Origin of the sequence: Rhizobium sp. SSA_523, from assembly GCF_030435705.1 — a bacterium.
Taxonomy (GTDB): Bacteria; Pseudomonadota; Alphaproteobacteria; order Rhizobiales; family Rhizobiaceae; genus Neorhizobium.
Genome location: NZ_CP129382.1, coordinates 2,007,816 through 2,028,672, shown reverse-complemented (window position 1 = coordinate 2,028,672; position 20,857 = coordinate 2,007,816). Strand labels below are relative to the sequence as shown.

Annotated in this window: 20 protein-coding genes; 9 read left to right on the top strand and 11 right to left on the bottom strand. The window is 62.3% G+C overall.

The genetic code is table 11. From position 1 onward, the window contains the following. Positions 1-46 precede the first annotated feature (46 nt). Genes QTJ18_RS18120 through QTJ18_RS18110 form a run of 3 tightly spaced genes read left to right on the top strand, consistent with a single transcriptional unit; the run spans position 47 to position 2,193 of the window. Positions 47-319, top strand: a complete 273-nt coding sequence (locus QTJ18_RS18120) for an antitoxin (RefSeq protein WP_252752639.1) — start codon at positions 47-49, stop codon at positions 317-319. Between the two features lie 8 nt (positions 320-327). Further along, positions 328-714, top strand: coding sequence for a type II toxin-antitoxin system VapC family toxin (locus tag QTJ18_RS18115; protein WP_354669068.1), 387 nt, complete (start codon positions 328-330; stop codon positions 712-714). Positions 715-738: 24 nt separating this feature from the next. Then, positions 739-2,193 (top strand): glutamate synthase subunit beta, encoded by a 1,455-nt coding sequence (locus QTJ18_RS18110; RefSeq protein WP_252752640.1) that lies wholly within the window; start codon positions 739-741, stop codon positions 2,191-2,193. An 84-nt stretch (positions 2,194-2,277) separates the two neighbouring features. Here the strand turns inward: QTJ18_RS18110 and QTJ18_RS18105 are convergent, their stop codons facing one another. Together QTJ18_RS18105 and QTJ18_RS18100 are read right to left on the bottom strand one after the other, a co-directional pair. Next, entirely contained in the window at positions 2,278-3,459 is a 1,182-nt protein-coding gene (locus tag QTJ18_RS18105; protein ID WP_252752641.1) for an SGNH/GDSL hydrolase family protein, read from the bottom strand. Positions 3,460-3,553: 94 nt separating this feature from the next. After that, positions 3,554-4,768 (bottom strand): lytic murein transglycosylase, encoded by a 1,215-nt coding sequence (locus tag QTJ18_RS18100; RefSeq protein WP_252752642.1) that lies wholly within the window; start codon positions 4,766-4,768, stop codon positions 3,554-3,556. A gap of 210 nt (positions 4,769-4,978) precedes the next feature. On the opposite strand from QTJ18_RS18100, the gene galU reads away from it, so the two are divergent. Next, a complete protein-coding gene (galU, locus tag QTJ18_RS18095; protein ID WP_252752643.1) occupies positions 4,979-5,860 on the top strand; it encodes a UTP--glucose-1-phosphate uridylyltransferase GalU in 882 nt (293 codons plus the stop codon). Between the two features lie 250 nt (positions 5,861-6,110). Here galU and QTJ18_RS18090 read toward each other — a convergent pair whose 3' ends face one another. Continuing rightward, on the bottom strand, positions 6,111-7,706 hold the full coding sequence (locus QTJ18_RS18090; protein WP_252752644.1) for an outer membrane beta-barrel protein: 1,596 nt from the start codon (positions 7,704-7,706) through the stop codon (positions 6,111-6,113). A gap of 238 nt (positions 7,707-7,944) precedes the next feature. Between QTJ18_RS18090 and QTJ18_RS18085 the strand changes: the two genes are divergently transcribed. Continuing rightward, positions 7,945-8,940 (top strand): KpsF/GutQ family sugar-phosphate isomerase, encoded by a 996-nt coding sequence (locus QTJ18_RS18085; RefSeq protein ID WP_252752893.1) that lies wholly within the window; start codon positions 7,945-7,947, stop codon positions 8,938-8,940. 6 nt (positions 8,941-8,946) lie between these two features. Here the strand turns inward: QTJ18_RS18085 and QTJ18_RS18080 are convergent, their stop codons facing one another. The 4 genes from QTJ18_RS18080 to QTJ18_RS18065 all read right to left on the bottom strand — a co-directional run bounded on the left by QTJ18_RS18080 (position 8,947) and on the right by QTJ18_RS18065 (position 13,733). After that, positions 8,947-9,408, bottom strand: a complete 462-nt coding sequence (locus QTJ18_RS18080; RefSeq protein WP_252752645.1) for an NfeD family protein — start codon at positions 9,406-9,408, stop codon at positions 8,947-8,949. A gap of 3 nt (positions 9,409-9,411) precedes the next feature. Further along, positions 9,412-10,491 (bottom strand): SPFH domain-containing protein, encoded by a 1,080-nt coding sequence (locus tag QTJ18_RS18075; RefSeq protein ID WP_252752646.1) that lies wholly within the window; start codon positions 10,489-10,491, stop codon positions 9,412-9,414. Positions 10,492-10,994: 503 nt separating this feature from the next. Continuing rightward, positions 10,995-12,992: a methyl-accepting chemotaxis protein gene (locus QTJ18_RS18070; protein WP_252752647.1), complete on the bottom strand. Its 1,998-nt coding sequence runs from the start codon at positions 12,990-12,992 to the stop codon at positions 10,995-10,997. A 129-nt stretch (positions 12,993-13,121) separates the two neighbouring features. Continuing rightward, positions 13,122-13,733 (bottom strand): hypothetical protein, encoded by a 612-nt coding sequence (locus QTJ18_RS18065; RefSeq protein ID WP_252752648.1) that lies wholly within the window; start codon positions 13,731-13,733, stop codon positions 13,122-13,124. 440 nt (positions 13,734-14,173) lie between these two features. On the opposite strand from QTJ18_RS18065, the gene queC reads away from it, so the two are divergent. Further along, positions 14,174-14,863, top strand: coding sequence for a 7-cyano-7-deazaguanine synthase QueC (gene queC, locus QTJ18_RS18060; protein ID WP_252752649.1), 690 nt, complete (start codon positions 14,174-14,176; stop codon positions 14,861-14,863). A gap of 152 nt (positions 14,864-15,015) precedes the next feature. Here queC and QTJ18_RS18055 read toward each other — a convergent pair whose 3' ends face one another. Together QTJ18_RS18055 and QTJ18_RS18050 are read right to left on the bottom strand one after the other, a co-directional pair. Further along, entirely contained in the window at positions 15,016-15,318 is a 303-nt protein-coding gene (locus QTJ18_RS18055) for an alkylphosphonate utilization protein (protein ID WP_252752650.1), read from the bottom strand. Between the two features lie 80 nt (positions 15,319-15,398). Next, on the bottom strand, positions 15,399-15,755 hold the full coding sequence (locus tag QTJ18_RS18050) for an HNH endonuclease (RefSeq protein ID WP_252752651.1): 357 nt from the start codon (positions 15,753-15,755) through the stop codon (positions 15,399-15,401). 393 nt (positions 15,756-16,148) lie between these two features. Here QTJ18_RS18050 and QTJ18_RS18045 point away from each other — a divergent pair, with 393 nt between their 5' ends. Genes QTJ18_RS18045 through QTJ18_RS18035 form a run of 3 tightly spaced genes read left to right on the top strand, consistent with a single transcriptional unit; the run spans position 16,149 to position 18,757 of the window. Beyond that, positions 16,149-16,757, top strand: a complete 609-nt coding sequence (locus QTJ18_RS18045) for an HAD family hydrolase (RefSeq protein ID WP_252752652.1) — start codon at positions 16,149-16,151, stop codon at positions 16,755-16,757. Next, a complete protein-coding gene (locus QTJ18_RS18040; RefSeq protein ID WP_252752653.1) occupies positions 16,758-17,705 on the top strand; it encodes a phosphotransferase in 948 nt (315 codons plus the stop codon). After that, complete coding sequence (locus tag QTJ18_RS18035; protein WP_252752654.1) at positions 17,702-18,757, top strand: NTP transferase domain-containing protein; 1,056 nt, start codon at positions 17,702-17,704, stop codon at positions 18,755-18,757. Before QTJ18_RS18040 ends, QTJ18_RS18035 begins: the two co-directional genes overlap by 4 nt. A 37-nt stretch (positions 18,758-18,794) precedes the next feature. Here QTJ18_RS18035 and QTJ18_RS18030 read toward each other — a convergent pair whose 3' ends face one another. Continuing rightward, complete coding sequence (locus QTJ18_RS18030) at positions 18,795-19,643, bottom strand: hypothetical protein (RefSeq protein ID WP_252752655.1); 849 nt, start codon at positions 19,641-19,643, stop codon at positions 18,795-18,797. Between the two features lie 200 nt (positions 19,644-19,843). Then, on the bottom strand, positions 19,844-20,722 hold the full coding sequence (locus tag QTJ18_RS18025; RefSeq protein WP_252752656.1) for a hypothetical protein: 879 nt from the start codon (positions 20,720-20,722) through the stop codon (positions 19,844-19,846). Between the last annotated feature and the right edge of the window lie 135 nt (positions 20,723-20,857).

Here is a 20,857-nt window from a genome sequence, read left to right as displayed (position 1 = left end):
CGTTGTTGTGATATGCTGCCAGCATATGCCAACAGCGGAGGCAGAGATGAACGAGCATGTGAAAGACGCAAATGGAGATGGCGAGGTCGCGGTCGCCATCTTCAAGAACGGTCGAAGCCGGGCGGTTCGCATACCGAAGGAGTTCGAATTCGAAGGTGATCGCGCCGTCTTGGTGCAACTGCCGGATGGATCGATCCTGATGCGAACGGCGGTGACCGCCGGCCTGATCGAGTATCTCAAGCAGGCGGAAGCCTGGAGTGGGGAAGAGTTCGTCAGCAATGACGATGATCTGGAACCGCTCCGTGAGGTCGAGATCTGATGCGGTACATGCTTGATACCAACATCGTCTCGGCGATTGTCAGGGATCCGCGTGGAAAGGTCCTCGAACGACTTCTGGAGATCGGGGAAGAGAATGCCTTCATCAGCATCATCACCCATGGTGAGATCTGGTACGGCGTAATGAAAAGCGGCTCCGAGGAGTTGGCGCGCAAAGTTTCGGCGGTGACCCGCCGGCTCTATGTGGCGCCGCTGCAGATGCCGACCGATCGGCGGTATGCCGAGATCCGGCTGGCGCTGAGACAAGGAAAGACCATCGGTCCAAACGACCTTTGGATCGCGGCACATGCAGTGGCACTGGATGCTGTGCTGGTGACGAACAATGAGAATGAGTTTTCCCGCGTGCCGGGGTTGAAGGTTGAAAATTGGCTGCGCTAGCAGCGAAGAAGTAAGGGATGTAAGATGGGCAAGGTTACGGGTTTCATGGAAATCGACCGGCAGGTGGCGAAGTATCAGCCGGCCTCTGACCGCATTCGCCATTTCCGCGAGTTCCTCATCCCGATGTCGGATGCGGAAGTGACCAAGCAGGCGGCGCGCTGCATGGATTGCGGCATTCCCTACTGCCACGGGCCGACGGGTTGCCCGGTCCATAACCAGATCCCCGACTGGAACGACCTCGTCTACAGCAACAAGTGGGAAGAGGCGATCCGCAACCTGCATTCCACGAACAACTTCCCGGAATTTACCGGCCGCGTCTGTCCCGCCCCGTGCGAGGAGGCCTGCACGCTGAACCTCGAAGATGCGCCGGTGGCCATCAAGACGGTCGAGCAGGCGATCGCCGACAAGGCCTATGAGCTCGGTTTCATCGCGCCGCAGCCCGCCACGGTGAAGACCGGCAAGAAGATCGCGGTCATCGGTTCCGGCCCGGCCGGCCTTGCCGCGGCCCAGCAGCTGGGTCGTGCCGGCCATGACGTGCATGTCTTCGAGCGCGAGACCAAGCCGGGCGGCCTGCTGCGCTACGGCATTCCCGATTTCAAGATGGAGAAGAACTTCATCGACCGGCGCGTCGAGCAGATCACCGGCGAGGGCGTCACCTTCCATTGCGGCGTGAATGTCGGCGTCGACATGCCGATGCAGACGCTTCTCGACGAGCATGACGCCGTCATCTATTGCGGTGGTTCGGAAACGCCGCGCCCTGCCGGAATCCCGGGCGTCGACCTGCATGGCGTGCATGATGCCATGCCCTATCTGGTGCAGCAGAACCGCCGCGTCGGCCGCGAGAACATCGACAGCGTCGGCTGGCCCTCCGATCCGATCCTGGCCGGCGCCAAGCATGTCGTCGTTGTCGGCGGTGGCGATACGGCCTCGGACTGCGTCGGGACCGCATTCCGTCAGGGCGCCGTGAAGGTCACGCAGCTCGACATCCGGCCCATGCCGCCGGAGCGGGAAGACAAGCTCGCCGTCTGGCCCTTCTGGGCAACCAAGATGCGCACCTCCTCTTCGCAGGCGGAAGGCGCCGTGCGCGAATTCCAGGTTGCGACGCTGGAATTCGTCGGCGAAGACGGACATCTGACCGGCGTTCGCTGCTGCCAGGTGGATGAGCGGCGCCAGCCGATTGCCGGCACGGATTTCATCATCAAGGCCGATCTCGCCTTCATCGCCATCGGCTTTTCCGGTCCCTTCCAGGACGGCGTCTTGAAGGATCTGGGCGACAGGCTGCAATTGAACGTCGATCGCCGCGGCTCGACCAATGTCGTTGCCAATGATCGCGATTACCGCACCTCGGTCGACAAGCTGTGGACGGCGGGCGATGTGCGCCGCGGCCAGTCGCTGGTCGTCTGGGCTATCCGCGAAGGTCGTCAGGTGGCTCGCGCCGTGGATGAAGCGCTGATGGGCGCGACCGTGCTTCCCGCCTGAGGATCGCGGCAAAGCACCCAATCCAGGGTCGGGTCCGGTGCCGGGCCCGCTCCCCGGTTTGCCGGGGGGCAGGGCTTTAATGGCCTACTGCGCGGCGCCGGGCTCCGGCTGGGGCGTCAGGCGATAATTGTCCACCCGGCCGACAGGGGCGTCTGGGACTTCTCCCTTCGTCAGCAGGAGCGTGCGCGGTGACATGGCCCGGTTCGGCGCCGGCGCAGAAGATCCGAGAAGCACGTCGCCGCCGTCCAGTTGCGGATCGGAGAGGCTGATCGGCTGGGTCGGGACACTTGCCTCGGCCTCCGGCGGCAGGCTGCCGAGCAGCGGAAGGTCACCGGAATCCAGCCGTGTCAGCGATTCCAGCGTGACATCGCCCAATTGCCGGCGCGCGAGCTTTTCGACGTAGAAGGCAAGCTTGCGCTTGCCGGCTTCGGTGAAGCCGATCCCGTCGGCGCTGCGAAGCCTGACCTGCTGGCCGTTGATGTCCGAGCCGGTGATGATGAACTGGCCTTCTTCGCTGACGAAGCCGTCCCAGACATCGACGAACTGGCCGCCCAGTTTCTCGACATTCTGCCGATAGATGCCGTTCATGGTCACCGCATCCGCCGTCAGCGCTGTCGACTGGAAGGCCGGAAGGCCGACCCAGAGGAGCGGCAGGCTGCGCGTCGAGACGATCCCGGCCAGTTCCGCCACCCGCCGTTCATATTCCTTCAGCCAGGCCTCGGTCTTGAACCGCTCCCGCTGCTCGCCGATCACCATGGATTGCCGGTCATTGGCGCCGATCATCACGACGACGAGCGCCGGCTTGAGCGTCTCGATCTGGTTCTGCAATTCCACCGGCCAGTTGAAGAAATCCTGCCGGACGAGCCCGGACGAGCCCGATCCCTCATTGACGACGACCACTGACGGATCATCCGCGAAACTCGCCTCCAGCCCGGTGCCGAGACTGGCGGCGGTGAAATCGCCGACGACCAGGATCTTGCGGGCATCCTCGCGCTTCTCGACGGCCGGCTCGGCGGCAACTTCGGCGCGCGGCTGGGCAGGTGCCGGCGTGCGCGTCACCGAACGCGGCTGGCGCACGCGGGGACGCGGCTGCTGCATCTGGATGATCGAGGGATTGGCGCGCGGCTGGCGCCGTTCATTGCGAAACAGCATGTCGAAAAGGGTACGCCGCTCCTGCGCCAGGACCGGGGCGAAATCGGCCAGGAGAAGGGTGACGGCGCAGAAGACGGCCCCAAGGCCGCGCCATATCCGCGAGTGTCCCGCCATGCTCTTCCTCTTTTCATCGCCTCTGTTGCTGCGGCTCTCATGCCGCAGCCGGATCCGCCCGCTCAGGACGGATCATCCTGTTGTGCGGGATCCGTCAGTTGCGCAGAGCCCGCAGGAGTGTCTTGGACGGCTCGCCGGTGTTTTCCATGCCGAGCCGCGCCTGAATGGCGCTGATCGCCGCCTTCGAGCCGGAGCCGAAATTGCCGTCGATCTCCCCGTCGTAATAACCGAGTTCCTTCAGCTTGCTCTGAAGCTCGAATTTTTCGGTGATGTCGAGCGTATTATGCGGGCGGGGCCAGGATTGCGACACGCCGCCATAGCCGGCGATCTGGTCTGCCAGCAGGCCGACAGCCAGCGCGTAGGAATCGGCCGCATTGTACCGCTTGATGACGAAGAAGTTCTTCACCATCAGGAAAGCCGGCCCGTTCGCGCCGGCCATGAGCTTCAGCTCGGCGCGATCGGAAGAGCGCGGAAAGCCTTTGCCGTCGGGCCGCCGGAAGCCGAGCCGCTCCCATTCGCCCAGTGTCTTCGTCTTGCCACTCAGCTTGGCGGCGCCCGCGGGCATCACGGCCTCATAGCCCCAGGTCTTGCCGGTCTGCCAGCCATTCTTGGCAAGCAGATTGGCCGAGGTTGCCAGCGCATCGGGAACCGAATCCCAGATGTCGCGGCGGCCATCGCCATCGGCATCCACCGCATAGAGCAGATAGCTGGTGGGAATGAACTGCGTATGGCCCATGGCCCCGGCCCAGGAGCCGGTCAGATGGCTGGGCGTCACATCGCCGCTCTGGAGGATCTTCAGGGCCGCGATCAGCTGCGTACGGGCAAATTTGGCGCGCTTCGGATCACCCCAGCCCAGGGTCGCAAGCGCCTGGGGCACATGGTGAAGGCGATCGCGGTTTTCCAGAACGGCCCCGTAATTGGATTCCATCGACCAGATGGCCAGCAGGATGTGCTTGTCGACGCCGAAATGCTTTTCCAGCACTGCCAGCGTCCGCCCATGGCGAGCCAGCATTTCGCGGCCGACCTTGACGGTATAGGGATTGACGCGCGAATCCAGGTAGTCCCAGATCTGCGACTTGAATTCCGGCTGGTAGCGGGCCTTCTCCAGAACATCCGCATCCGGACCGGTAATGCCGGCAAATGCCTTGTTGTAGGTTGACCGGCTGATACCGCTCGCAGCCGCGGTTTCGTAGAATTTGGCAACCCATGACTTGAAACCCGTGTCGGCACGGGCATTTATCGGAGTTGTCGCGACCATCATGGCGGCGATGGTGGAGAGCGCGAGGCGATGTGACTTGGCAAACTTCATCAGCGGTCGTGTCCCTGGTTTATTCCGTCTCAACTTCGCCAGGATTGAATTGGACATCCCTGGCGTGACGAGAGGATAGGACAGGAGTTGTCAATAATGTCTTTACCATGTGAACACGCTTCTGTCATCGTTTGTGAAATGGTAGGGAATCTTCAATAGCTGCCCGCGGTGCATCGCACCGCGATGATTGTTTGTGCTTAGGAGGCATGAGTGGGACAAAAGATCCGTAAAGCCGTATTTCCTGTTGCAGGTCTGGGAACCCGCTTCCTGCCTGCGACGAAGGCCGTTCCGAAGGAAATGCTGACGGTTGTCGACAAGCCAGTCATTCAATACGTCGTCGATGAGGCCGCGGCAGCCGGCATCGAGCACTTCGTCTTCGTCACCGGACGCGGCAAGGGCGTCATCGAGGATTATTTCGATATCCAGTACGAGCTGGAGCAGATGCTGCGCGAGCGCAACAAGAATGCCGAGCTGACGCTCCTGGCGGATCTTCTGCCGAAGGCGGGCACAGCCAGCTTCACCCGCCAGCAGGTGCCGCTCGGGCTTGGCCATGCGGTCTGGTGCGCGCGCGATATCGTCGGCAATGAGCCCTTTGCGGTCCTGCTTCCCGATATGATCATGGCCTCGGAGAAGAGCTGCCTCAAGGGCATGGTCGAGCTCTATGAGCAGACCGGCGGCAATGTGCTGGCGGTGGAGGAGTGCGATCCCGAACTCGCCCATAAATACGGCATTGTCGGCGTGGGCGACAAAGTGGGCAGCGAAGGCTTCAAGATCACGCAGATGGTGGAAAAGCCGGCCAAGGGCACGGCACCGTCCAACTTCTTCATCAATGGCCGCTACATCCTGCAGCCGGAGATCTTCAAGATTTTGGAAACGCAGGAACGTGGTGCCGGCAACGAGATCCAGCTGACCGACGGCATGCTGGCTTTGGCAAAGGATCAGGATTTCGCCGCCTATCACTTCAAGGGCGAAACCTATGACTGTGGCGCCAAGGACGGCTTCATCCTTGCCAACCTCGCCTTCGCGCTGAAGCGCGACGATATCCGCCCGCTGATCCAGGGACCGCTGAAGGACATCACGTCGAAGCTCTGAGCGGCTGTCCCGGACCATCGGCGCCCGGCGGCCAGCAACATAAGAAAAAAGGCCCTGCGGCAAAAGCGGCAGGGCCTTTTTCATGAATGGCCTTCCCCTGTCTGGATGGCCGAAGGCACTTTGGTTTGGACCTGACCGGCCAGACCCTAGAGCAGGTCCAGCAAAAGTGCGTCAGCGGTTTTGCGTCCGGACTGCTTGAAAAACAGAGAGATAGAGCATTTCAGGTGATCCCGTTTTTACCGGAAATGATCTAGCGACGCAGCGTCAGACCCACTCCGGCCCTGACCAGATTGCTGTCGGCGCCGCTGGCACTGTCTGTATGTTCGTAGCCGAGATTGGCGGTCACGTCGAAATAGCGGTTGATGGTCCAGATCAAGCCTGCGCCCAGCTGCCAGTTCAACTCGTTCTGCGAGGTCGGGAAGTCGCGCAGCGTGGCGGAGCCGGTCAGGCGCCCCGTCAGGTCTTGCAGGATGACATGCGACAGGCTGGAGGTGAGCTGGTAATCCACCCAGCCACTGGCGCCGGGCGCCGTCGAATCCTGCACGGTCGTGCGCAGGCCGAGATCGAGAACGGTGCCGCGTTGCGGCGACCAGGCAAGCGCGCCATCGGCGGTGAAGGCGTCGATCGTCGTCAGCCGTCGATCCTCGTAATCGACAGCGGCATAGCCGAGCGCCAGTTCGCCGCGCAGTTTCTCGCCGAGATCAAGCTCGATGCCGGCCCGACCGGCATAGCTGTTGGAAGAGCGCGCATAGCCGGCAAAATCAACGGAGGAGTCGTAATCGGCCTGGCCGATCGTGGCTTCCACGAAGGGGATGATCGCCGGCGAGATTTCATAGCCGAGCCGAAGCCGTCCCTCGATCGCCGTGCGGTCGCGATCGGCAAGGCTGAGAGAGCGGCCATCGCTGAGCCGCACGCTGCCATAGGTGGTGCGGGTCACGGCAATGCCGGCGGTTCCGCGGATCAGGCCGAGATCGCGCACCAGCGCGGCGCCGCCGGTGAAGCGGTTCACATCCGCCTGGTCGAGGGCATCGGCAATGGCGTTGGGATCATTGGCATCCTCGCGCTGATAGGCGTAGCCGGCGGTGAGATTGGCGATCGTATCGTCGGCGAGATCGAGCCGCAGCGTGCCGTCGATGCGGGCCTGGGGATCGGTTGCGCCGCGGCCGCTGATATTGCGCTCGAAAGTGCCTTCGCCGACCACTGTCAGGGCATGGCGGGACCAGTCGGAGCGCAGGTCCCAATTGCCGGTGGTCGAGAGATAGGTGCGGGTGGATTTCCCTCCGCCGCTTCGAGTCGTTTCGGTATTGATGCTCTCGTTCACCGATGGGCGCAGCCTGAAGGAACCCAGGCGCAGGCCCAGGCCGTCATCGGTGCGGGTGACCGGCGCCTCGCCCGGATCGAGGGGACCTTCGGCCGGGTTCTGCTCGGCATCGATGAGAGTGTTCAGGTCATCGGCATCCAGGCTGTCGGCCTGGGGAAGCGGCGTTCCCTGCAGCATGCTGCCGCTGCGCAGGCCGGTGGCGCTCAGCGGCGAACCGGGCGTGGCGGTGGCTGCCGTCGTGCCATAGGGATTGCCGGCGCTGAGATCGTCCTCCCGCCCGTTATCGAACGTGTTGCGGCTTCGGTCGCCGAGCGCTGCCCCGCTATCGGCGCCAAGCCCGGGATCGGTCCGGGAATTGCTGTCCGTCCCGTAGATGTCGCCATTGCTCTGACGGGATGTGCCGGCCCGGTAGGTGCTCTGGGCATCCGCCATATGCGGGACGAGCAGGGCTGCCGAGGCAACAAGAAGAGCGGCCGGCCCGAGGAGCCGGGCGGGGCGTTCGCCGGAGTGTGTCTTCTTGCTCATTCTGACTGCCTGGCGAAAAAAGGGCATGGATCGGGGGCATCGGTAAGGAATAGTGTTGGCCTTCGCGCATTGCTCCGCATCGAAACGCCTGGCCATTCCGCCTGTGATGCGGTCGACCGTCGCGACGCAGGTGGAACAATGCTTACCCAAAGGTAAAGCGGTCTGGTTAATGATTGGTTGAGATCGGCGCTTGACCTCTGCGATGGACTTTTTTGCCAAGGCAGGCTATCGCTCCGCCATGAACAATACGGCTCTTTCTTCCGCTCCGGTCGATCCCATCCAGTCCGCGCTCAGAACGATCGCCATGGAAAGGCGCGGACTTGAGGCGCTCGAGGAGGCGCTGGGCAACGGCCTTGGCGATACGCTCCGGCAGGCTGTCGCCATGATCTCGGCCATTTCGGGCAGGGTGATCGTCACAGGCGTCGGCAAGAGTGGCCATATCGGCGTCAAGCTGGCTGCCACATTCGCATCCACCGGCACGCCGGCCTCCTTCGTCCATGCCGCGGAAGCCAATCATGGCGATCTCGGCATGATTGCCGGCAATGATCTGGTGATCGCGCTGTCCAAGGGCGGCGAAAGCGCGGAATTGCGCAGCATCGTTGCCTATACGCGGCGTTTCTCGATCCCGCTGATCGCGCTGACCTGCTCGGCGCATTCGACATTGTCGCGCGCCTCGGATCTCGTCTTCCTGCTGCCAAACGAGCAGGAGGCCTGCCCGCATGGCCTGGCGCCCACCACCTCCACCCTGATGCAGCTGGCGATCGGCGACGCTCTGGCGATCGCGCTTCTGGAAACGCGCGGCTTTACCGCAACCGATTTCCACACCTTCCATCCCGGCGGAAAACTCGGCGCCAGCCTAACTCATGTGAAGGACATCATGCATACCGGCGAGCGCCTGCCGCTGGTGGCCCGCGGCACGCCGATGCGCGATGCGGTGTCGACGCTGTCGCACAAGCATTTCGGCTGCGTGCTGGTCATGGAAGAGGACGGCCGCCTGGCCGGCATCATCACCGATGGCGATCTCGCCCGCAACCTGACGCGCAATCTGGGGGATCTCGTCGTCGACGATGTGATGACCACGTCGCCGAAAACGATCGGACCCGATACGCTGGCGACGGCGGCGCTTGCCATGCTGCAGAAGAACAGTATCGGCGCGCTGATCGTGGTGGATGCCGAAAAGCGTCCCCTCGGCCTGGTGCATTTTCACGATCTGCTGCGGATTGGCGTGGCCTGACCTGGCTCAGGCGACGGGCTCGACGATCAGTTCATTGCCCGTCCATTCCGCCACCCGGACCGTCATGCCGGCGGCAAGGTCCGGGCCGGTGACCGACCACCAGGTATCATCCAGGCGAATGCGCCCGCGCCCATTGGTGATCGGCTCCTTGAGCGTTGCGGTGCGTCCGACGAGGCTCTCGCCGCGGCGGTTGAGAAGCGGCTCGTCGCTGCTGTTGTCGGGCCTGTCGAAATAGCGGCGCCCGGCCAGGGTGATGGCGATTGCGAGAATGGCAAAGAGCACGAGTTGCAACTGCCAGCTCCAGAAGGCCAGATCCCACAGGATGAGGGAGATGCCGCCGACGACGATGGCGGCAAGCCCGATCCAGATCAGGAACATGCCGGGTACGGCAAGTTCGGCGGCAAGAAGCGCCAGGCCGAGAATGAACCAGCTCCACGGTCCGAGGTCGAGGATCAAGGCGGCCATCATGGATCAGCGCTCGGTTCGGGTCGGGTCGAAGGGATTGATGGGCACGCCGGTCGACGAGGCGGAGGCGCCGGTGCCCCCTGTCATGCCCCCTGTCGTGCCCCCTGTCGTGCTCGGCTTGCTGCGCGGCGGGGTCACCCGCCGGGTCGCGGGCGCTGCCGCATCGCCGCCTTCGCCGAAGACTTCGCGGGCGAGCGCGCCAATGCCGCCCAGCGAGCCGATCAGGGCGGAGGCCTCCATCGGCATCAGCACGATCTTGGCATTGTTGGCCGTGCCGATCGCGGCCATGGCCTCGGTATATTTCTGCGCAACGAAATAGTTGATGGCGTTCACATCGCCGGCAGCGATCGCGACGGAGACCATCTGCGTCGCCTTGGCCTCCGCCTCGGCCAGGCGCTCGCGGGCCTCGGCCTCCCGGAAGGCGGCCTCGCGTTCGCCTTCCGCCTGCAGCACGGCGGCCTGCTTGGCGCCCTCGGCACGCAGGATCTGCGCATTGCGCGAGCCCTCCGCCTCCAGGATCTGGGCGCGCTTTTCGCGCTCGGCCTTCATCTGACGGGCCATGGAGGCCACCAGATCCGCGGGCGGCTGGATATCCTTGATCTCGATGCGCGTGACCTTGATTCCCCAAGGATGCACGGCCTCGTCAACCACCCGCAGCAGGCGTTCATTGATAATGTCGCGGTTGGACAGAAGCTCGTCGAGATCCATCGAGCCCATCACGGAGCGGATATTGGTCATTGTGAGGTTCTGCACGGCCTGCTCGAGATTGGCGATCTGATAGGCGGCCTGGGCGGGGTTCAACACCTGGTAGAAGGCGACGGCATCCGCCGCCACGCTGGCATTGTCCTTGGTGATCACTTCCTGGCGGGGAATGTCGAGAACCTGCTCCATCACGTTCATGCGCGAACCCACGCGCTCGATGAAGGGGACGATCAGGTTCAGGCCCGGGTCGAGCGTGCGCGTGTACCGGCCGAAGCGTTCGACCGTGTAGCGATAGCCCTGCGGCACCGTCTTGATCCCGGCAAAGAGGACAAGCACCACGAAAGCGACAAGCGCAATGACGACGATATCGGAACCTGCGAGCATGGATGACCTCCTTGGCCGGCCTGATCGCGCCAGCTTGCCATGCTCAATATCACCGGGGCTCGCCGGATGCACTAGGGTCTGTTGACAATCAGGTTTCGGACGTGGCGCGTGTCGGATTTGGTTGCTGAACAGGCGAAAAGCGCAAGGGATACCCAATGTATCACGAGCATTCTCAACGCATTCAGCGGGCAAATCCGACGCGTCCGCAGGATTTGGAGAAGAACGGCCCATTTTGGCGTCGCGAAGCCTTGAAAGGGGTTGGCCCTTCCTGCGGCTTCGCTTCTGAAACTGGGCCGTTTTCTCGCAAACCACGTTCCAAACCCTGAATGTCAACAGACCCTAGTGGAATGGGTTCAACTATCGCTCTTGCAGGTGCTGCGGACGGATGCGGATGCCGAAACCGAACCACGCGGCTCTGCAGGCTTGTCCGCAGGGGGAAGGCAAAGGCGGCGCGGTTTTTACGTCCGCGCCGCTGACAGAGAGGGCTGTTTTGCCGGTTCGGCTCAGAATTCTTCCCAATTGTCCTGGGCAAGCGCCGTATTTCCATGGGCGCGGGCGGGCTGTGCTGCAGCCCTTGGCATGGCGGCGGGCCGTTCGGAGGCATTGGGCCGGGCGGCTGTATTGGCGCGGGCAGCGGGGGCCCTGTTCTGGGGAGCCATACTCCGGGCCATGTTCTGGGCAGTCTGGCGCAGGGCTGACGATTGCGCCGAGGCATTGGCCTCGATGGTGAAATGCGAGACCAGTTCGCGCAGCTTGGCCGCTTCATGGGCGAGGGCGCTGGAGGCGGCGTTCGATTCCTCCACCATGGCGGCGTTCTGCTGGGTCGTCTGATCCATGGCGTTCACCGCCTGGTTGACCTCGGCAAGCCCGGTGGACTGTTCGCGCGCCGAGACGGCAATGGCATCCATATGCGCGTTCATTTCCACGATGAAGCCGCCAATGGTGCGCAGCGCCGTGCTTGCCTCGCGCACGAGATCCACGCCGCTCGACACTTCCAGGCTGGAATTGTGGATAAGCTGCTTGATTTCCTTGGCGGCATTGGCAGAGCGCTGCGCCAGTTCGCGCACTTCCTGGGCGACGACGGCGAAGCCTTTGCCGGCTTCACCGGCGCGGGCGGCCTCGACGCCGGCATTCAGCGCCAGAAGATTGGTCTGGAAGGCGATCTCATCGATCACGCCGATGATGTTGGAGATCTGCTGCGAGCTGGTTTCGATCTTCTTCATCGCCTCTTCAGCGCGGGCGACCACCTGCGACGAGGCATCGGCCGAGGAATTGGCCTGGCCGGCGACGCGGCGTGCCTCTTCGGTGCGCTGCGTCGAATTTTGCACATTGGCGGTAATTTCCTCGACGGCCGCCGCCGTTTCCTCCAGAGCCGCGGCCTGCTGCTCGGTGCGCTTGGAGAGGTGATCGGAGCCGTTGGCGATCTCGCGCGTGCCGGTTTCCATCGTGGCAATGCTGTCGTTGATCGAGGCCAGCGTTGCGTTCAGCTGGCGGACCGACTGGTTGAAATCGTGGCGCAGACCTTCGAAATCCGGCGCGAAGGCTTCCGTCAGCTGGAATGCGAGATCGCCTTCCGCAAGCCGCTTCAATCCGCCGGCAAGACCGGATGTGGCAATGCGCAGGCGCTCGGCCGCATCGGCCTCCGCCTGTTCCTGTGCGGCCAGGCGGTCGGCCTCGGCCTTGGCGCGGTTGCCCTCCGCTTCCGCCTGCAGGCGCTGGTTGGCAATGGCGGCCTCGCGGAAGATCTGCATGGCGGCCGCCATGCGACCGATCTCATCCTTGCCGCCCTGATCGATGACGACATCGAGATCGCCCCGGGCGAGGCGCGAGGTGGCCTCGGTCAGCCTTCCAAGCGGCCGCGACACAAGGCGGAAATTCAGCACGCCAAGGGCGATGGCGGCAAGGACGACCAGGCCCGCTGCAACGAGGCTGATAAAGGCAACGGAGCCAATGGCCGCCTGCTGTGCGGCATCGGCTGCCGTCGATTGCTTCTCAAGCTCGTCGCGCATGGCGTTGATCGAGGTGTAGAAGGCCTGCTGCAGGGCGCTGCCGGTTTGCGACAGTTCCATGGCGCGGGCCAGATCGACGGTCATCGGGTCGCGCATCAGGAGGATCTGCTTGTCGGCGGTGGTGGCGCGCCAGCTTGCAATCGCCTCCATGGCCTGCTCGAAATCCTTCCGGCTGGCCGGCACCGCTGCCTTGAGAAGGGTGTCGAGATGGCTGGCATCCTTGGTGATCAGTTCGGTCAGTGTCGCATAGTCGTTCTGGAAGTTGCGATCGCCCGTCAGCAGGAAATTCTTCAGCGCCAGCGTTGCCTTCGTCACGTCATCGGTCAGCGTGGCGGCCGCTTGAGCAACCCCATCGAGCTTCTCGTTCTGGCGCACGGCGCTTTCGGCCGTCACGGCGCTCTGATGGATCATCAGCGACGTGATGACGGCAATGATGGCCAGGATGCCAAAGGCGATGAACCCCTTGGTGCTGACGGACAAGTTCTTGAGCATTGTTGGCCCCTTATTTTGGTAAAATGATCAGCCGCCGGGCAAGGCGCGATCCAGCGTCTCGGTCAGGCAGGTCGGGTCATTCGGCAGGTTGATCGGAAAACCGCTCCCACCGTTTGCCATCCCGCTTGATCAGGCGCCCGGCGATTGGCGGCGGGCAAGTTCCGTCAGGTTCAGTTCCACGGTCACGGCGCCAATGGCCGCCTTGGTCTGCGGATCCACGACGGTGAAGCTCACCTGGCCGCGCCAGATGCGGGCGTCCTTGTCCCATTCGGGTTCGTCGATGAACATGGCATCGCCGGAGACATCGAAGGTCTTCTGGAACTTGTCCTCGTCGCCCTGCCAGAAATCGCTGGTGACGGAGCTCTGGCCGACATTGAGGCCATTCCTGTCCATTACGAAGATTTCCGCGTAAAGGCCAAGCGAGCGGCCCTGGATGCGCGAGAGATAGACAGAAAGCGGGCTGGACAGTGTGGCAGCGATCAAAGGCTTGTCGGCGCTTTCGCGCTCGGCACGCCATTGCTTGTCGAGCTGATCGATCTCCTCCTGCTTCAGATCCTTCAGGCGCGTGTTCTGCGCCTCGACGGACAGGCGCACAATATCGGATCCGATAAAGCTCTGGATATTCTTGACGAGCTCGGGTGAGACCAAGCTCTTTGCATCCGGTTTCGCAGGTTCTGCCTGCGCAAAGGATGCGCCAAGACACAAGAAGGCGGTCGCCAAGATCGAGTAATGCTGCTTCATGCCAGTCTCCCTTCAGCGTGCAGCTTGGGGGAGAAGGTTTAATTTTGAATGAATATAGATATATGCGCATTTTGCGTTTTATATTGAAATACATACGCTTAACATTGAAGGCGCAGTCAAGTTTACTGCCTGCATCCCCTGCGCGATCAGCCAATGCGAGAAGGATGCGAGCAAGTCTCTGATTTTGTGCAGGATAATGCCTTAGTCCTTGCGACCAGGCCAAGGCGGCGATGCGATCGCGCGCCCGGCTCTGCTACTTGAGCGCGAAAAGCCGGGTTTCGGTTCACATGAGATCCAAGTGCGGTCGCGGCCGGCCGATAATGCCGCTGGTCCCGATCCTGCCGGTTTCCCTCGGTCCGGTTTGGTCGTAAAAAGGGGCCGGTCGTATCTCGTGCCTGTCTCCGGTCGCAGCCTACCCGGTCAAAACAAGGAAATAAGTAATGAAGACACTCATCGTCTGTTCCGGCGGACTGGATTCCGTCGTGCTGGCCCACAAGATGGCCGCCGAAGCGGAGCTGGTTGGCCTGATCTCCTTCGATTATGGCCAGCGCCACCGCAAGGAACTCGATTTTGCGGGCCAGGCCGCCGCACGTCTGGCGGTTCCCCATCATCTGATCGATCTCTCGAGGCTGGGCGGCTTTCTCAGCGGCTCCGCGCTGACCGATGCCGTCGAGGTTCCCGATGGCCATTATGCGGAGGACAGCATGAAGATCACGGTGGTGCCCAACCGCAATGCGATCATGCTGACCATTGCCTTCGGCCTTGCCGCCGCGCAGAAGGCCGATGCCGTGGCCATTGCCGTTCATGGCGGCGACCACTTCATCTATCCCGACTGCCGGCCGGACTTTATCGACAGTTTCGCGGCCATGCAGAGGCATGCGCTGGATGGCTATGCGCAGGTGGCGCTTGCGGCCCCCTTTGTCGAACGCTCCAAGGCCGATATCGTGCAGGAGGGCGCTGCGCACCGGGTGCCCTTTGCCGAAACCTGGTCCTGCTACAAGGGCGGCGCCAGACATTGCGGCCGCTGCGGCACCTGCGTCGAGCGACGCGAAGCCTTTCATCTTGCCGGCATTGACGATCCGACGGATTATGAGGACCGCCATTTCTGGGCAGAGGCCATTGCACGTTGAGCCTGTTTGGCCGATCGAGGTGCGGATCCCGCTTTCACCGAAAATCCTCTAGAGTATCTCCGGTCAAAGCGGGATCAAGTGCTCTATCTCTTTGTCTTTACGCAGTCCGGATGCAAAACCGCTAACGCCGTTTTGCTGGACCTGCTCTAGAACTAGCGCTTGCGGACGAATTCGGTCCGCAGGACAAGGCCCTTGATCGTATCGTGGCGGCAATCGATCTCGTCCGGATTGTCGGTCAGCCTAATGGAGCGGATCACCGTTCCCTGTTTGAGGGTCTGCCCGGCGCCCTTCACCTTCAGATCCTTGACCAGGACGACACTATCGCCATCGGCAAGCAGATTGCCGGCGGCATCCCGCACTTCGCTTGCCTTGGCAGCCTCGGCCTTCATTTCCGAGGCCGGCCGCCATTCGCCGCTCACTTCGTCATAGATGTAGTCATCATCATTGCTTGCCACTGGCGTCGTCCTTCTTGCCCGACCTGAGAGCGTCCTGAAGCCGCCTTAGGCGCATGCGGTCAGGAAGTCAAAGGCCGTCGCTACCAGCGCTCGGCCGGATTTCCCATCTCCCGGCGCCTTTTGCTGCGGCGTGTCCCGTCGAAAAAGCCGGGCGGCTTGCGGGAGATCCAGGCCTTGAACTTTGCCATTTCGGGATGGGAGAGGAGAGCCTCGATACTTGCATAATCGGTTTCGAGTTCGGCTTCGGAAAACAGCGCGTGGATCTGCCGGTGGCATATGCGGTGAAGCGTCTGCGTCTCGCGGCCGCCCCGGCTTTTCGGCACAAGGTGGTGCTCATCCCTCTGATCCTCGGGAATTTCCCGGTCGCAGAGCGGACAGATGACCGGCTGGGGCGGCTGGTACCAGGCCTCAATCTTTTCCTTGTATTTGCGGGCCATGCCAATCTATCCCCTTCCTCTCAACGATATGGGATGAGAAAGCCGGGCAGGCAATAGGCTCCGGCGCCGACCAGATGCGGCTGCGCAAGGCAAGTCCAGCGCCATTGAAGACCGCAGATCTGGCTTTCGACTGCCCCGGCGGGCGAGGATGTTGTGCGCGTGATGCACGCGCGCCGGCCGATGCTGCAAATCATGCGTTTATTCTTCGTATATGAATGCCAATTCGCATTTTTCTACAGCAACCGTCCAATAGTTTCGCGCGGTTTATCTGAGCGCGGCAGATGGTTGAATAGTTTTATGCCCGCTTTCACTACAGCTTCGAGCAAGCTCTGTGTATCAATCACTCATTCCAGGTGTCCCATATGACACGCCCTGATCTTTGGTGATTTGCAGATGGATTTCGCCGGCCGGCTTTCGCAGACCTCCATCGAGGCGATCTTGTTCGACCTTGACGGCACTTTGGTGGATACGATGCCTCTGCATTACGAGGCCTATCGCCGCGTGCTTGGCGATCACGGGCTCAGCCTCGCCTTCGAGGATTTCCTGGCGGCCTCCGGCGGCGCGGCGCGGGAAACCATTCCGCGGCTGGTGGCGGGGCGTTCCTGTTCGGCCTCGGCGGACGAGATCCATGCGCAGAAGGTGTCGCTCGCCGCGCGGCTTTTCCAGGAAACGCCACCAAGGCCGCTGCCGACGGCGCTGCTGCTGCCGGTTCTGGGCCGCGCCTATCCGATCGGGCTCGTTTCCTCCGGCTCGCGGCGCAGCGTCGAGATCACGCTGTCGGCCCTGAATTGGACGGATATCTTCCGCGTGACGGTGACCGGCAGCGATGTGACGCGCGGCAAGCCGGATCCGCAAGGCTATCTGCAGGCCGCCGAGGCGCTGTCGGTGTCGCCCGACCGCTGTCTTGTCTTCGAGGACATGGATGACGGGGTGCAGGCGGCCGCAAAAGCCGGCATGGCCGTCTTCGACGTGCGGCTGGCCCTGCCGGCCTGGAGGCGATGAATGGCACATCCTCTCTCTCCCCGCCTGCCGGCCGGACCGGTACCCGCGCCGGCCACCGCCGAGAGCGGCCCCGGCGCGGAAATCGAACTGACGGGGTTTTCCGGGGCGAGGATCCTGCTGATCCGCAGCGAGGGGCAGGAGGCATTTGTCCGCAAGATCTCCGCCGCGCCGGCCGGCAATGTCCGCCTGCAGGCCCAGGCCATCAAGCAGAGGCTGATCTCCGGCCTGCTGGATGGCTGCGCGCGCACGCCGCGCGTGCTGGATGAGGGCATTCTGGAAACCGGCCTGTATTTCTTCGACATGGAATTCGTGCGCGGCCGCGATGGCATCGCCTTTCTGCGCAGCGCCGATCTCCCCGATGTCGTCTGCGTCGTCGACCGGCTGCTGGAAAGCCTCACGCGCCTCTCGGGCATGGAGGATCTGACCAGCGGGTTTTCGCCCCGCACGGTCGCCCGGATGAAATGCCGGGAGATCCTCGACAAGACCGGCCCTGCCGACCAGCGGGCGCAGCAGGCCCTGCATGGTTTGCTGGACGCGATCGAGCGGGTCGACATGCCGGACCGGCTTGCGCCCAGCGCCTGCCATGGCGACATGACGCTGGAAAACATCCTGATCACCGATCGCAACGAGCTGATCTTCATCGATCTTCTCGACAGTTTCTTCGACCACTGGCTGGCCGATGCGGCCAAGCTGGAACAGGATCTGAAAGCCGGCTGGTACACCCGCCATTCGCCGCCGCTGCCGGCTGGCGTGACGCATTACGTCCAGGACCGGCTGAACGGATTTGCCGGCAGTCGGTTCGGCGCCGCAGCCGGCCCCTTGAAGGAACTGCTGCTCGGCATCCACCTCGCCCGCATCATTCCCTATGCCCATGAGGCCCAGCAGCGGGATTTCGTCCTGGCGCGGCTGGAAGATCTTCTGGCGCGGACTTCAGGAGACAGACTATGAAAGTGATCGTTCCTTGCGGAGGCCGCTCCAGCCGCTTTCCCGGCATGGCGCCCAAATGGATGCTGCCCTGCAGCAATGGCCGCCCGATGATCACCGAAGCCGTGCGGCGGCTGGATTTCAATCTGGACGACCTGATCGTCACGATCCTTCGCGAGCACGACGAGAAATATGATGCGCGCGCCGGCCTGCGGGCGGCCTTCGGGCGGCGGATCGAAGTCGTGGTTCTGGACCAGCCGACCGCCAGCCAGCCCGAGACGGTGGCCAGGACATTGCAGCAGACGGGTCTTTCGGAACCCTTTCTCGTCAAGGACAGCGACAATAGTTTCGCGCTTTCCGACATTGAGCAGGCCTATAACTATGTCAGCGTCGAATCGCTCAACCATTTCGACAGTATCAATCCCCGCAACAAGAGCTATGTGCGTACCAACGAGGCCGGCCTCATCCTCTCCATCGTCGAGAAGCAGGTGATTTCCGATGTCTTTTCGGTCGGCGGTTATTTTTTCCGCGATCCGGCGCATTACCTGGAAGCCTATCGCAGCCTGAGCGGCGGGAGCGATCAGGCGCCGCGGGAGATCTATACCTCCGATATCATCGCCCATCTGATCGTCGGTGGCGCCTTCTGCTCCACCCGCTTCGTCAGCGACTACGAGGATTGGGGGACGATCCGCGAATGGCGGCAGAAGCTCCAGCGGCAGAACACCTATTTCGTGCTGATCGACGGCTTCATCTTCGGCCATGGCAGCGCCTATTTCGCGCCGCATTACGATCAGGTTCCGGCTATCGAGGAAGCGGTGGCGGCGACCCGGCAATTGCTGGCGGAAGGCCATTCCATCGTCTTTCTGTCCACCCGGCCGGAAAGCGAGCGCCAGCGGACGCAGGCGCGCCTGTCGGATCTCGGCCTGCCGGTCGATCGCATCATTTTCGACCTGCCGCTCGGGCGCTACGGGATCGTCAGCGCGCCGGACGCATCGGTTCCCTTCTCGACCGCCCATGCGCTGGAACTCGTGCCCTCCGATCCGCGGCTCGGCATGAAGCTGCGGTTCGAGAACTGATCCGGACCGAACCGATCCGGTCCGAACCAGGCCTGCGCTATTGCATCAGGCCGCGGATATAGCGGCGCAGATCGCAATCCTCCCGCGGCACGCGCTTGACGCTGAAGACGCTCTTCAGCACGGATTTGTTGACATGCGGCGATTGCAGCGCACGCGGCACCTTGCGCGCGAAGATGCTGCCGTTTCCGCGGCGGATCTGCTCGACGAAATCCGGTCCGATCTCGAGATTGGTGCAGTAATCGCAGAAGGTAATGGGCGGCACCACGTCGACGCCGGTAAAGGCGAAGCGCGCCGCCACGGTGGCGGGCACCACTTCCTCGATCGGAAAGCCGATCGGGCCCATGGGAAAGCACTCGCGATAGGTATTGGACAGGATCTGGAAGATATTCTTGGGAAAGAACTGGCCCTCCGCCTGGCCGCCGAAGAAAAGCGGCAGGTTGAGCTTGGCGAGAAAGCGCTGCATGCCCGGCAGCTGCAGATGAGCCTCGCGAAACACGCCCCAGTCGGCGGAATCCTCGTAGACTTCCGTCTGTGCGCCGATCAGGCAGGTGTCCATATACGCGCCGATGCCTTCCTTCACCAGCAATTCGTTGGACGAGATCAGCACGATCCGGTCAAAGGGAAGGTCGATCGCCTGCGCGTGTTCGAAGTTGCTGATGTGCGTGTGGAGGATTCCACCCGACCAGACGGTTTCCAGCGACTCCGGATTGAAGGTGACGTTCTCGACATCGCAATGCCGCAGAAACTCGTCCCGCTGCCCGGCCGCCAGCTGCGCAATGTGGATGATGATCTGCGAGCCGGGCGCGAAATAATTGATGTTGTCGATCTGGTCCCGGACAATGTCCGGCTTTTCATGCACGGGTAGCGAGAACAACAACCGCGTCATCCGATATCCTCATCGTTTGCAAGAGCGTGACTATGCCAACGAGAAGAATGCCCGCCTCTTCAATGATCGATGCGGGCCGCTGAAAACCATCATCGGCCATGATATTAGCAAAGCCGACGCTAGATGATTCCCTTCGCCTTGCACAGGCGGCGGCGGGCGGCATCGTCAGCCCGCGCTCAGGCGTCCACGCGCTCACGCGCTCAGGCGGTCTGCAGGACGGGATCGGCGGGATGGCGCATCAGCCCGCAAATATAGCGCCTCAGCTCGCAATCCTCGCGCGGCACGCGCTTGACGCTGAAAACGCCTGCCAGCAGCGATCGGTTGAGATGGGGCGGCTTGAGCATGCGCGGCGTCCGCCGCCCGAAGATCGTGCCGGTTCCGCGGCGGATCTGCTCGATGAGGGCGGGGTTGATCTTGGTGTCGATGCAATAATCGCACAGCGTGACCGGCGGCGCGATATCGACGCCCAAGAGCGACAGGCGCGCCGCAATGGTCGGCGGAACGACTTCCTCGATCGGGAACCCCACCGGGCCCATGGGGAAGAATTCCTGGTAGAGCTCGGAAATGAACTCGAAGATATTGGCGTGAAAGAACTGTCCTTCCGCCTGACCGCCGAAAAAGACAGGGAGATCCAGCTTCGCCAGGAATTTCTGCATGGCAGGCAGCGCCAGATGGTCACGATCGAACACCGCCCAGTCTTCCGCATCGTCGAAGACCTCGGTCTGGGCGCCGACCGGAAGGGGCGACAGATAATCGCTGATCCCCGGCTTGATCAGCATTTCATTGGAGGAGATCAGGACGATCTTGTCGAAGCCGATGCCGATTTGCCTTGCATGCTCGAAATTGCTGACATGGGTGTGCAGAATGCCGCTCGACCAGACGGTTTCGAGGCAGGCGGGATTGATGGTGACATTGTCGAAAGCGCAAAACTGCAGGAATTCATCGCGCAGATCCGCCGCCAGCTGCGCAATGTGAATGACAATATGCGATCCCGGCGCGAAGAAATTGATGTTTTCGATCTGCCCGCGGACGATATCCGGCCGTTCATGCACGGGAAGGGAGAAAAGCAGCTGCGTCATATCTTCCTTGTATTTTATTCTAATATCTTCAAAAATATAACAGTAATATGAAGATATAAGCGAACCATTTACTGTATAATGGCTGATTCGCTGCCTTCTATACAAGGGGATCCTGCGCTTTTGTCCTTCTCCTTG